This window comes from Leptospira chreensis (genome assembly GCF_016919165.1).
Lineage (GTDB): Bacteria > Spirochaetota > Leptospiria > Leptospirales > Leptospiraceae > Leptospira_A > Leptospira_A chreensis.
In genome coordinates this window covers 77,745-90,927 of the sequence record NZ_JAFFPS010000039.1, presented here as the reverse complement: position 1 = coordinate 90,927, position 13,183 = coordinate 77,745, and the positions used below count along the sequence as shown (strand labels likewise).

Sequence of the window (13,183 nt, the reverse complement as noted above, 5' to 3'; positions counted from 1 at the left end):
GACTTAAATTTAAAATATTCCATTTTAAATCGTAAAGGGAACCAGAGTGATGGTTCCTTTTTTTTTGGGCGCACATCTCCGGCTCTCCTTCGACGAGGGCGCTCAGTCGATCCGGGGCGCGGGGATTGGTTGGTGATTATTTTAGGGAATATAGAACCAGAATGTTTTATTTTTACCTTATTTGGTGAGGAGAATTCCGCATTTCGATACGGCCTTCGGCCCTACTCAATGCTCGACTTGGTTGGTCGGAGTCGTCGTTTCGGTCGTTGAGTAGCGAAGCGTATCGAAACGACTGGCATATGGGTTATATGTATATATTAATTTGTTCCGATGGTTCGTATTACACTGGCAGTACGAAATATTTGGAACGAAGACTTCGGCAACATCAAAGCGGTAAGGGTGCCAATTTCACAAAGAAACGATTGCCTGTAAAATTAATTTATTTCGAAGAATACACTAGAATCGATCAGGCTTTTTACCGAGAAAAACAAATACAAGGTTGGTCCCGGAAGAAAAAAGAGTCACTGATGCGTCAAGACTTCAATGAACTTAAAATTCAGGCAAAAAAAATATGGATTTCCGATCAAAGTTAGAGCTTGGCTTATTACATGGATTCTAGAATCGATTGACATGTATGTATCAATGATCCATACTAAATTCTATGAAAACGACGATCAATCTTTCTGACGAATTAATGGAACAAGCGGCAAAATATACAGGGATTCAGGAGAAAACAAAATTAGTTCATTTAGCTTTAGAAACCTTAATCAAAGAAGCATCACGTAAACAACTCATCCGACTTTTTGGTTCCGATAAAAAAGCAAACGTCGCACCGAGAAAAAGAAATTGAGTGATCTCATTTTAATTGATACAAGCATCTGGATCGATTATTTACACGGCAGTCCCACTGTATCAAAATTACAAAACCTATTAGAAGAAAACTTAGTCTGCACTCATTCTTGGATCGAAGGGGAACTTCGGACAGGCTCTTTTAAAAATAGAGATCTCTTTTTTGATTCGCTAAACAAACTTACCATTATTCCTACAATAGCAGAATCCTTTGTCTTTCGATTGATCGAGGCTGAAAAACTGTATGGGCGCGGGCTTTCCATCATCGATATCAATCTGTATGCTTCAGCAAAGGCTGAAAAAGTAAAAATCTGGACAAAAGATAAAAGTCTCAATCAAATTTGTAAACAATCCAATTTGGTTTATTCTGGGAACTAGAATCAAAAATATTACTGCGACTTACCAGTATTTTCTCCTTTTCCCCAATCGAATCCTCGTTAGACTTTGTAAATTGTCCTAGGTTTATGGTACACTAATATTGTTATAGGATAAGAAATACGAGCTTTGGCATTTTTATGAATCAAAATTTAATCAAATTAAAAGAACTAACAGACCATAGTGGTGCACTTTATTGGTTTAATGAGGAAGAGATTGTGGAAGGGGCGGATAAGAGTTTATTTGAATTTAGAATAGAGTAATTAAGTGTCGTTTACTGAAATAAATTGTACATATGTGGAAGAATTTTGGGAATATCTTGATCCAAGAAATCCTTTGAAGAAAAATTTTCCGCTAGATGTTTGCGAAAATATTTTATATAGAGGGCAATCAGATGCGGATTGGAGACTGATACCATCGGCTATGCGCGAATTTATTAAAAACGGTAATTTTCAGAATTTCAATAATTATAAAGTCTGTATTAAAAATGAGTTTGAAGATCTGAAGAAGTATATAGGTGATTTTTCATTTCGAAAAGATATGCCGGAAGGTCTACCGACGATTGACTTAGAAACTTTTTTTGAAAGCGAAAAATTGAATGATATTTTTAGAGATTCCTCCAGAAAAATTATTTGGCCATCAGGAGAGTATCTACCATTTTCTGCTGTTGTTCAACACAGAGGAATTAGTACATCTCTTTTAGATTGGTCAAAACATCCTTTTATTGCTGCTTTCTTTGCTGCGATCTCTCACATACGACAAGACCATAGATTAGCAAATACAAAAAAGTTGGCCGTTTGGATTTATGTATCGAAACCAATTATAAATAATAGAATCAAAATTCACAATCCATTATCTTCCGAAAAGAATTTTAATGCACAGTTCGGTGAATTTTCATCAATAGTTCAATTTATAGATAATCCTGATAGCTTCAATTTCGATACTATAGATACTCTATGTGATGAAACAAATCTGTTCAAATTAACAATGGATAAAAATTCTGCACCAATGTTACTTAAATACTGCCACCATCATTTCATTGATCATGGAAGTTTATATCCGGCCGATGGTGAAAGAATTACAAAAAAAATAGCGGATAAGAAGCATTGGACAAATATTTTAAAAAAAGAAAGACCTATCAGTCTGTTTATCGATCCTTCTCTTGATGCAATGGATACATTATGAACATTGAATTATTAATACGATACTCCTTAGAAACTTTAAATGAAAGAAAAAATGGCGAGACACTATTTGAGAGTCTATGTTCGGAAGTCATTCGCAAAGAAATTGATTCAAAATATTTACCAGCAACAGGTTTAGATTCTGGTGGAGATGGTGGAATTGACGGATGGTCTGAATACGAAGAAGGTAAAATAAAATACGCATTCTCAATCAATAAACAATGGAAAAGGAAATTAAAGGAGGAAATTGAAAAAACAAACTTAACTAGATACACTTTCTTACGATTTTTTACCAATCAACCTATTCCGCAAAGAGTTAAAGAATCCAAAATCTACGACAATGAAAAGCTAAGGGTTGAAATCTATGATTTAGAGAATTTAGTTAAATTAATCAATAAAAACAAAGAGTTAGGATCTATTCTAGATCTTCCATCTATAGAAAATGCAATTACAATAGATTATCTTCAAAGATATAACCAATTCAATTTAACTGCTAATGAAATTGCAACATACATACAAAGAAACGTTTATGAAATTAATTCTAAAACGAGAGAAATCATCAACTATACATTAGTAGAATATTCTTCAAATCTTCCTCAATTTACAATACTCGAAGCACGTGCTGGATATGGAAAAACATATAGCCTTCAATCTTTACGCCAGGCAATTCTCAAACGATTATCAGAAATTAATATTCCGCCAGTCTTCGTAGCATTACGCGATTATTCAGTTGGAAATTTAATGGATATGATAGAAACGGGTATGGCAGCGAGTGGTGCTTACCAAGTAAAAGATGCCTTGTTGCTCCTTGATGGATTCGATGAAGTATCAGAAACCGATCGATCTGCGCTTCTAAAAGAAATCAATCAAATCACAATTCAATCACCTTATATTCGCAAAGTAATACTCAGCGTAAGAGAAAATACTTATGATTTGTCTCAATTCACTAATAATGATTGGCAAGACGTAAAGTTTATATACTTGCAATCATTAGACAACGAAGATATACAATATCTCTTGGATACTCGAAGGATAACAACCTCGAAAAGAGAACTTTTTACAAGAGATCCAATCTTTATTTCATTCAAAGATAATATTTTCTATATAAGCAAATTATTGGATTTTTTTGAACAGAAAGAAAATCCAGCAAATAGTATCATTCAACTCTTTGAATTTTTAATTGAAAACGAGGTCCGTAAAGTATTTCGTAAACAGGAAAATTTCACAGAAATTCAGAATTCTTTAGAGTCACTCGCATTATATATGACTCTAAGCCAAAAGACTAAAATAAGAATCGAAGAAATCGATAAATTCCTTTCACTGCCAAACTTTCCATCAACCTTTGAATTTTCTCATAAAAATCTACAGGAATATTTAGCCGCCAAAAAGTTAAGCCGACAACCAATCGAAATAGTGAAAAAACTGATTGCACGCGGAAATCAAATCCTTCCCTTTATGACGAATACCTTCGGCTTTCTATTGAATCTTTTCAACACTGAAACAAATTATTCTAAATTTGAAGAGATTTTAGATTGGTCTTTGCTAGGTGAAGGCAATGCAAGAAAATTGCTCCAAATCGAGCCAGATAAAATTACAAAAGATATAAATTTAAAAATTTTCAAATCAACAGTAAGCCAAGAAGCTAAATCTGGAAGTGTATGGAATATTCCATCCAACCTGGAAAATTTTTGCTTAAATGGGGATGCGAGGAACGAAAACATTCAATTCCTAGTTGAACAACTTGAATTCACAATTAATTCGGATGAATTCTTCTACTATTCAATCGTATTACAAAGTCTCTTGTATAAACATAGCAATGTACTCTCCGAGCAACAAGAATCTAAAATAAAATCTGTTTTATGGAATTTATTGGATTCGAAAATCAATAATAAAAACCAAGAAAAAGTGGAATATATTCTAAGTGTTGTTTCAAAATTCAAATATTGGGAATTTTCCAATGAAGATGATTACCAAAAAATAAAAACAAAACTTTTTGAATTGCGAAACAGCGATACGATCTTCGATAATTTTTGCAAGATTCTCATTCATTCGAATTTCGAAATAAACATAGAACAATACCTAGAATTATTAAATTATATTTTAAGAAAAAAAATGAGTGAAATCCATCAAGTTGCAAGATACTCACCTACTCAAATAGATGACGATTTTAGTTTAGATTATGTCAAAGTTTCATCTTGGGAAAATTTTCTTATTCTTTCAGAGAAAATGACAGAGAAAATTCATGACTCTCTCTGGGTAATATTGAGACATTTAAGAAATAGCTATAATGAATATTTTACTAAATACATTAATTCAGATGAATTAGAAGAGTATCTTAAACACCTTTTAAAACGTTTGGAATTTGAGTTAGATTCGTTCCAAATAAAGGAAGAAAATAAAATTTTCTTAATGGATTGGATTTTTGAGAGTGCCAATGAAATCCATATCAATCCAGTTCTCAAAATTGTAAAAAAATTTCAAAGGACAGCGAACGTCTTCCAGTTTCTACAAGAAATTATAAACAAAGCACCCCATTCAAATCTAAATGTATGGTTATTCTCAGAATTAATTCAAACTATGATTAGAACTGAAAATGATTATGATTTATTCCAAGAGTTATTTTTGATCAAGAATAATGAAAGGCTCTTTCAACTTTACAAATCAGTAATTTACGGATTTAATACCAATCATGAAATTTATTCTTATATTAAATTAAATGCGCCTCCAGAACTCATAGAAGAAATAGCCCTGGATCAAATTAAAATTTCAGAATCCAAAAAAGCACACCAATCTAGACAAGAAAAAGAAAAACTCGATTACAAAATTGCATTCAATTTGAACGAGATCAAAAAAGAAATTTCATCGATTTTCGAAATACTAAAGACAGAAGAAATTCAAAGGGGAAAGTTATGGGATTATAAGAAAGAGCTTGAATTTGAAAATATCAATCAATTTGTTTTATTTTTACTTCGCTATTCGACAACAGATAATGAAGAAAGCATCGAACGTAATAAACTTATTTCCATCTTAGATTCCATGGATTGGGATTTAAGTTTTATGGATTTTTTAATTCAATACTGTTCGGTGAAATCAATTGACATCAATCAATTTTCGCAAGTGGAAATAGATCAAGTAATTGATTGGGTGAGACTGGTTGTAGAGCGCTTTCCATTAAACAATGTCACTAGTCCGCTTAAAAATGTTCACCGCACATTATCTTATTTATTAAGAAAATTGAACCCTGAATGGATAAAATCCGAGATCAAAAGAGAGTTTGGTAAAAAATTCCTCGGACTTGCCTTCTCGGGTTTTCCGAACCAAATGCACGGAGCAATTATTGTCAACTATGATTCATTTTCCATAGATTATCTAGGTAAAGTTCTTCCTGATCGTCTAGACATTTTGAAGTTTATAATTGAAAACTTTGAGGCAGGTATAAAAAACTCAAGAGTGATGATTGGAATCACTGGATATATTTCAAAACATATAGATTCACTTTTCCCAGGTTTCCAAAAAGTTTTAAAGCATAAAATTACCCAATATTTAAGAGAGCACATTACCGAAGAATACTATCCTACTATACTTGATTGCGCCTACCAGCTCGGTTTTTCACCTTTGGATTTGGAGGTAGAATGGATTAGCGATGCATTAGTTGTCGATGAAGATCAGCTAGAACTCATGCATAACTTTGCTGCTTCGTTCTATATTTATGGATCTGAACATTTTTCAAACATTGATGGCATTTATAACCATTTATCAAATGCATTATTGGTATCCTTTAATAAAGAAAAAAAGATTTTAAAAAAGAAAATTTTTGCCGAATACTTTTTAAGAATCCATCGTAGTGGCGGTGACGTTTTCCAATGGTATGTGGATTATTTATTGTCAAATGATTCAAATCCGATGTCTTCTAGGTTTGTTAGATATTCAGAAAGAAGCAAAATTTATTCAAATGATATAAACGATCTCGTACTTATAGAGAAACTATTTATTTATGCAAGAGAAAAAGATCCTCCTAATGAAAGGCGAAGAACTATTCTTGATTTTGTTATCGCATCATATAAAGAAATGAGTTATTCGATAAATTCGGATATTGACCTGGACAAAATTTTGCAATCTATTGACAGAATGATTCAAAACGGTCATACTTTTATGAAACAGGTTAAGTATGAAATCGAAAGTTCATACAACGAAAGAAATTATAAACCTATGGAGCTGGAAAGAATTATAGAGTTGGCTTGATTGGATTAGATAAAGGTTAACAAAAGATATATTTTCTCCACTGTCTAGCAGAAGGAGCGAAAAACCAAATTAAATCCTTTGTCGTTGTTACAGAAGGTGAAAATATTGATTTTGGATAAAATAAGGATTACAAATGGACTTTCAGAAAAGGAATAAATACAATGAATAGCGAATTCTTAATTTATCAAAACCAAACAGGAGATATACAGATTGATGTTCGTCTTGAGGATGAGACTGTTTGGTTGACCCAAGCACAGATTTGTGAACTCTTTCAAAAATCCAAATCTACCATCAGTGAACATATCAAGAATGTATTCGAGGAAGGCGAATTGGATGAGAAAGTGGTTGTTCGGAAATTCCGAACAACCACTCCCCACGGCGCCATTCCAGAAAAAACCCAAACTATGTCTCATTTTTGCTGTACTTTTAAATCAAGGCATTCTATCATTTGAAATCTAGGGGAAAGACAAAATATTTTAAGTGCTTGAGAGAAGGCTACTTTGTCAAATAATTACAATATGACTGATATTCTTAAAGATGCAAGTCCTGAGTCTGTAAAAGCAGGGGAACGATTTATCCATAGGATCAAATCTGGGGTCATCAAAAAGAATACACTTCCAAATAAATCGGAAGATTATCCTCTAGAAAAGGCATCAGACAATTATAAAGCCTACCTTGAGTCTGATGATTTTGCTCATTTAATCAATAAAAAATAAAACTGATATCCTTGCATGTCTGAAGCAGACTATGAATATTTAATCGAAAATTTCGGCGAAGAGAAAATATTAAATAGATTTGTTTTTATACGTGATAGAGCAATCGATTTTCTAAAACGTATTTGTCTAGATCATAATATCACCTTTGAGGATATTTTTTTCGTAAGCGACGAACTGATCGAAGAAGCAGTCATTGATTATTTTGCTGATTTAGTTCGACTAAAAGATTTCCATAATATTGAAAAAGCCCAACCTCAAAAAGTAGCGGCCTACACTTCTTATTGGGTTTTCAGAAGAAAACCTATCCAATTGAAAAAACACATCGAAGATGATCTTCTAATACGTTTTCCAAATATTAAATTTCTTAATGAATCGTTCTCCTACACATTACTCATCAATCTAGTATTTGATGAGAGAAAAAGAATCAACGATTCTAATCCTAGGTATGGAATTTTTAGAGATTTAATCATGTATAATTTTCAATACAGACAACTGAATTCACAAATTTTAGAATTGGTGATTGTTGCTCTAAGTACAAATCCAAATAAAGAATTTCTAAGTGAAAAGGATCACTCAATTACGGGAGACTAAACTCTTTCTAATTAAATTTGAATAAATCCCCTCCCCGCACCAGGGATTGCAGTGGAAATCCTTTTCGCGACTGCGAAAAGATTGGAACGGAAAGCCCGGTCGCTTACAGAAACAATTCAGTCACAAACTTTTAATTGCGAGGTGCCCATTAAAAGGAAACACATTCGCAAAAGATGTGTTTCGCAGTGCCAAAGCCTCAGATTTTTCCATTTTCATAAAGCCAACGCCCGCCTCAATCATTCAGCTGACGACAAGCGTCACAATTATGTTTTCTTGTTTACAATCGATGCAATCGATGATTTCCTCTCGACTGTAACTACAACGTGGCCCAGCAAGCCCCGGACCAATGAGTCAGGAGACCAAATGGGCGACAAAAATCCGAAAACGAAAACCAAGCAGACATCGCAGAAAAACGCAAAGAGCGCTATTGACAAAGGGAAAAAAGATGCAGCCGCTGCCGCAAAGCAGGTTCCTACGAAGAAGTAGGTCTATTTCAGAATTTTACTGATTGATCTCGTGTTTGATGAAAGAAACGATTGGGACTTAAAGCCCGGTCGTGTATTCGATCTGTTTTAAATTCAGTTAACGATTACTAAGTGCCACAAAACGTTCGATAAGTTCCATCTCCACCAGATGGGACTTCTTCTGAGTAATCATAGCCTAATTCCCGCTTATAGGGAGACAAACTCCTTTCGATGAGTTGTTCGGCCACACTTGTGAGACCTTGGTTTGCATTCGCGAGTGCAATTTCCACAAGATGATTTCTGGGAACCAAACTTGGATTGGATTTTTGCATGAGAGTTATGGAATCCTCATCGCGAATCCCTTGTTTCTTTTTTTCCTCCCTCCAACCTTGAACCCAATCTTTCCATCGTGTATCGTCATAAATTGAATCCTTTGGTTTATATATTCCTTCCAATACAAGAAATGTATTGGTAAAATCGGCTTCCGTGTCTTGCATCCATTGGTAAAGGCTCTGGACTAATGGTAATTCCTTTTCAGTTAAGTTGGGAAATCCGATTTTTTCACCTAACATACGAAAGTAACTAATTTGGAACCATGTTTCCATTTCTGTTAACTTGGATTTTGCCAATTCGATTGCGGTCTCCTGATTCGAGTCTATGAGAGGAAGAAGGGAATTGGTTAAACAAGCAAGATTCCACTGGGCAATCCCCACTTGATTGGAAAATGCATAACGCCCATTGGCATCAATGGAACTAAACACACGTTTTGCGGAGAATCCATTCATAAAGGCACAGGGACCATAGTCAATGGTTTCTCCGCAAATACTCATATTGTCGGTATTCATCACACCATGAATAAATCCAACCCGCATCCAATTTGTGATAAGGGTTACTTGGCGTTTCATCACAAAATCCAAAAATGCAAGTGCGGGATTGTCTGCTTGCAAAACTTCTGGAGCATGCCGATTGGCAGTGTATTGAAATAATGATTCCAGTTCTTCCAAGGATAAAGTTTGGTACGCATATTCAAATGTCCCCACTCGAATATGGCTTTTTGCCACCCGAGTCAAAACGGCACCTTCTTGAGCTTCTTCTCGTAAAACAGCCTCTCCTGATTTGACAACCGCCAAACTTCGAGTTGTTGGAATATTTAAGCCAGCCATCGCCTCGCTCATGATATACTCTCGCACCATAGCGCTGAGAGTGGCACGACCATCGCCATTTCTTGAATACTTGGTCCTTCCTGAACCTTTCCATTGGAAATCAAATCGTTCTCCACTTCGGTTTTTGAATTCGCCCATCACAATCGTTCGGCCATCACCTAACACTGTAAAGTGTCCAAACTGATGGCCGGCATAGGCTTGTGCAAACGGTTGAATGCCTTCCGGAAGATTTGTCCCAGAAAAAAAATGAGCCGTGGCTTCATCCTGTTTTTTCCAATGCGAAAATTGAAACTCAGAAGCTAAAACATCGTTCCAAAATAAAACTTTAGGAGAAGAAACGGGAGTGGGTTTGATGGATTGGAAAAATGAATTGGGTAAGGAAGTATAGGTTGTTTCCGTAGCGGGATGCGAAGGAAAGGAAAGAGCAGGCATATAAGTTAGACCACCCTTGTCATTGGTTGTGCTTTTGATTTTCTCTCAAATGCTCCTTCTACTGCTCCACGCAGAGTAAATTGTTGAGAGTACCTCCGTTTCCGAATGCTGATGTGATCGCAATCGAACGGCTATCAGTCCAACTTGTTACCCCATAGGTTCCGCAATTTGCTGAGACGCTATCGGTCCAAAAAGAACATGTATGTGATGTATCAGTCAGCCAATCCCAAGATGGATTGTTTCTGATACCTGTCCAGATTCCTGCCGCAGTCACTGATATTAAATTCGTTAAGTTATTGTTATATACCCCATTGACATCGGATATGAAAATAATAGTGGATGGACTTGAAGACTGCACATAGCTCGTATTTGGCGCCAATACCCAATCAATATGTTCCGTAACTCCACCAGAAGTGCAATTTGTACTGGTACAAGCTCTGCGATTGGCATCATCCACAAGTAGTGCCTTATAAGTTCCAGAGGGAGGTTTGTTGGCATCCGACGTACATTTGTTATCTGCCCCTATGATCCCTCCCAGACTGGCATTATAGGTAGTTGCCGTAACGAACATTTTACAAGGGGAACAATGAGGAACACCTGGAGAATTTGATGGAGTTGGCTTTTGCAAAACCAATTGTAAGATTCCGCATCTACTGGAAGTATCTGCAGAATTGCAAAGATCCGCAGGTTTGCAGTTAAGAAAGCAGAAAAGACAGAGACAAAAAATTCCTATGCTAATTCTCATAACTTTAACGATTTGATTTCCATGTTAGCATACTTCAGATTTTCTTGTCCTCCTGGGACGGGAATCCGGAGGAAAATAACTTAGCTTTTGATGTCATACTTACCAATTTCAGTGGCAAATTTTGCCACTTTTTGATTCTCCTGTCTAAGCAACACAGAGACAATCAAAAAACAGGAACCGCGCAAAGTTCGGAAATAAATTAATTCCAATCTATTACATTCCCAATCCTAATCAGACAACCCAAACAAAGTTAAGATTTTCGGAATCAATGCGCAGACATTTGCCGGTTTTTCCAAGACCCGAATCTAGCATCATGTTACTCTTCCCCTTATAAAAAACAAATGGGGGGAAGATGACCGTTTTAGAATTATTATACCATAATGTACCAATGGACCTTTTTACATTAAAGGAAAACTGTTCTTTGGTGGAACAGGCTCAGAATCTGATCGACCAATGCCATCCGGGGGCAACGAATATGAAAGTATTGAATCTCAGCAGAGAAATTTCCGAAGCCGACATTCCCTACTCTCAGAGCAACAGAGCTCTTCATGGATTTATGCATGGAGGTTGTTTCTTTAGTGTGGGTGATACACTCACTTCCCTTATGGCCTTCTTCCATGTGGAAAATCAAAAGGAAAGGACCTTTACGATGGATGCGTCGATTCGATACCTACGACCAGTAAGGACGGAAACCGTTCGCGCCAAAGCAAGACTCGTTCAAAAGAAAGGAAAACTTTTGGAATACATCTGCGATTTTTTTAACGAAGAAAATAAAAGGACGGCACAAGCAAAATATAAATATGCAATCGCAGAACCGCGTTGATTTTTTCGATTGCGTTTGTTAGGTTTTTCATTTAACATAAGCAGATGCAGAACGTAATCTGTGCCCTTCGAGGTGCGGTGTTGTTCGTCGGACAATTGCCGTATCTTGCGTTTCATTCTACCGTTACTTCTGCAACGGTCGTAGGCCTTAGTACGGAAATCAAAAAACGTGTCAAAGGAAACCGAGAGTGGATGAGTTCTCGTTGTTTTGCTTTTGATGGAAGATTGAGTCACGAGACGATTCTGAATGGACCTGTCGGAATTTTGTTTGCGGATCCTGGAAGTGAAATCGGAGAAATTCTAACAAAGGAAGCAGGTCCCGAGGGACTTTCCTCCAATCCCAATTGGGCTCCGGAATTAATTGCCACTTGTTTTGAAATTCAGACGGCAAACCCAGAACAATATCCCGATATTCTAACTAGTTCCTTTCCATTTAACCAACTAACACCTGCAAAAAAAATACAAGATGATAATCGTTTAATCCATGTTTTACGAAGACTCATCGAAAGCCCAGAAGAAACCGTAAATGTGGAAGCGCTTGCCCATGAGATCGGAATGTCTGAGTCTTGGTTACAACACGAATTTAAAAATGTAGTTGGTCTTCCCATTCGTGCTTTTCGTAAGTGGTTTCGAATCAAAACGGCAGTGATTGCACTCAAACAAGGTGCCACCTTCGCCGACGCGGCCTTGAGTGCAGGCTTTTACGACCAAGCCCACTTTACCAATATGTTTCGAGAAATCTTCGGAATTTCGCCTTCCGTTGTATTTAAAAAGGGAGAATCAATTCGCTGGTATATCCAAAACGAAGAGATCGATAAGATGCTAAAAGCTCTTTAAAAAACATAAACTATTGCTCCACGCAGAGTAAACTTTTTAGAGTATTTCCATCTGCTTTAACGGACGTGATTGCGATTGAACGACTATCAGTCCAACTTGTAATTCCATAGGACCCGCAACCTGTTGAAACGCTATCCACCCAAGACGAACATGTATGTGTTATATCAGTCTGCCAATCCCAAGAGGGATCGTTTTTGATTCCTGTCCAGATTCCCGCCCCAGCCGAAATCAAACTCGCTAAGTTATTGTTATATACTCCATTTCCATCGGATATGAAAATAATAGTAGAGGAATTTAAAGCCTGCACATAGCTCGTATTTGGTGCCAATACCCAATCGATTTGTTCCGTAACTCCGCCAGAAGTGCAATTAACACTGGTACAAGCTCTACGATTGACATTATCCACAATCAAAGCTTTATAAATACCAGAGACAGGTTTGTTGGCATCCAATGAACATTTGTTATCTGCACCTATAATACCTCCTAAATTGGCATTATAAGTTGTTGCCGTAACGAACATTTTACACGGGGAACAGTGAGGATTGCTTAGCGAATTTGAGGAATTCGGCTTTTGCATGGCCAATTGTAAGATTCCGCATCTACTTGTAAGGTCAGCAGGATTGCACAAATCTGCAGGTTTGCAGTTAAGAAAATACAAAAAACAGAGACAATACAATCCAACATTGATTCTCATAAATTAAACGATTACATTTCTATGTTAGCATATTTGGGATTCTCTTGTCCTCCTGGGACGGGAATCAGGAGG

15 protein-coding genes are annotated in these 13,183 nt (G+C 36.2%); 12 read left to right on the top strand and 3 right to left on the bottom strand.

Translation table 11 applies throughout. From position 1 onward, the window contains the following. Positions 1 to 299 precede the first annotated feature (299 nt). The 10 genes from JWG41_RS12360 (at position 300) to JWG41_RS21165 (ending at position 8,440) form a co-directional block, all read left to right on the top strand. Complete coding sequence (locus tag JWG41_RS12360) at positions 300 to 593, top strand: GIY-YIG nuclease family protein (RefSeq protein WP_205270242.1); 294 nt, start codon at positions 300 to 302, stop codon at positions 591 to 593. A gap of 68 nt (positions 594 to 661) precedes the next feature. Further along, positions 662 to 850: a type II toxin-antitoxin system VapB family antitoxin gene (locus tag JWG41_RS12355; protein ID WP_205270241.1), complete on the top strand. Its 189-nt coding sequence runs from the start codon at positions 662 to 664 to the stop codon at positions 848 to 850. Further along, positions 847 to 1,227 (top strand): type II toxin-antitoxin system VapC family toxin, encoded by a 381-nt coding sequence (locus tag JWG41_RS12350; protein WP_205270240.1) that lies wholly within the window; start codon positions 847 to 849, stop codon positions 1,225 to 1,227. Before JWG41_RS12355 ends, JWG41_RS12350 begins: the two co-directional genes overlap by 4 nt. 137 nt (positions 1,228 to 1,364) lie before the next feature. After that, positions 1,365 to 1,487 (top strand): hypothetical protein, encoded by a 123-nt coding sequence (locus tag JWG41_RS21170; protein WP_269750436.1) that lies wholly within the window; start codon positions 1,365 to 1,367, stop codon positions 1,485 to 1,487. Between the two features lie 4 nt (positions 1,488 to 1,491). Beyond that, a complete protein-coding gene (locus JWG41_RS12345; RefSeq protein ID WP_205270239.1) occupies positions 1,492 to 2,409 on the top strand; it encodes an FRG domain-containing protein in 918 nt (305 codons plus the stop codon). Further along, on the top strand, positions 2,406 to 6,647 hold the full coding sequence (locus JWG41_RS12340; protein ID WP_205270238.1) for an NACHT domain-containing protein: 4,242 nt from the start codon (positions 2,406 to 2,408) through the stop codon (positions 6,645 to 6,647). Before JWG41_RS12345 ends, JWG41_RS12340 begins: the two co-directional genes overlap by 4 nt. Before the next feature lie 161 nt (positions 6,648 to 6,808). Continuing rightward, a complete protein-coding gene (locus tag JWG41_RS12335; RefSeq protein WP_205270237.1) occupies positions 6,809 to 7,099 on the top strand; it encodes a virulence RhuM family protein in 291 nt (96 codons plus the stop codon). Positions 7,100 to 7,147: 48 nt separating this feature from the next. Beyond that, a complete protein-coding gene (locus tag JWG41_RS12330) occupies positions 7,148 to 7,363 on the top strand; it encodes a hypothetical protein (RefSeq protein ID WP_205270236.1) in 216 nt (71 codons plus the stop codon). 15 nt (positions 7,364 to 7,378) lie between these two features. After that, complete coding sequence (locus tag JWG41_RS12325) at positions 7,379 to 7,954, top strand: hypothetical protein (protein WP_205270235.1); 576 nt, start codon at positions 7,379 to 7,381, stop codon at positions 7,952 to 7,954. 363 nt (positions 7,955 to 8,317) lie between these two features. Then, positions 8,318 to 8,440, top strand: coding sequence for a hypothetical protein (locus JWG41_RS21165; protein WP_269750435.1), 123 nt, complete (start codon positions 8,318 to 8,320; stop codon positions 8,438 to 8,440). 106 nt (positions 8,441 to 8,546) lie between these two features. On the opposite strand, the gene JWG41_RS12320 is transcribed toward JWG41_RS21165, so the two are convergent. Both JWG41_RS12320 and JWG41_RS12315 read right to left on the bottom strand, forming a co-directional pair. Further along, positions 8,547 to 10,013 carry a protein adenylyltransferase SelO gene (locus JWG41_RS12320; RefSeq protein WP_205270234.1) on the bottom strand — a complete coding sequence of 489 codons (1,467 nt, stop codon included), beginning with the start codon at positions 10,011 to 10,013 and terminating at the stop codon, positions 8,547 to 8,549. A gap of 58 nt (positions 10,014 to 10,071) precedes the next feature. After that, entirely contained in the window at positions 10,072 to 10,584 is a 513-nt protein-coding gene (locus tag JWG41_RS12315; RefSeq protein WP_232373970.1) for a DUF1554 domain-containing protein, read from the bottom strand. A gap of 526 nt (positions 10,585 to 11,110) precedes the next feature. On the opposite strand from JWG41_RS12315, the gene JWG41_RS12310 reads away from it, so the two are divergent. Then, entirely contained in the window at positions 11,111 to 11,581 is a 471-nt protein-coding gene (locus JWG41_RS12310) for a PaaI family thioesterase (RefSeq protein ID WP_205270232.1), read from the top strand. Between the two features lie 80 nt (positions 11,582 to 11,661). Then, entirely contained in the window at positions 11,662 to 12,417 is a 756-nt protein-coding gene (locus tag JWG41_RS12305; protein ID WP_205270231.1) for a helix-turn-helix domain-containing protein, read from the top strand. Positions 12,418 to 12,427: 10 nt separating this feature from the next. Here the strand turns inward: JWG41_RS12305 and JWG41_RS12300 are convergent, their stop codons facing one another. Beyond that, a complete protein-coding gene (locus JWG41_RS12300) occupies positions 12,428 to 12,937 on the bottom strand; it encodes a DUF1554 domain-containing protein (RefSeq protein WP_232373969.1) in 510 nt (169 codons plus the stop codon). Positions 12,938 to 13,183 lie beyond the last annotated feature (246 nt).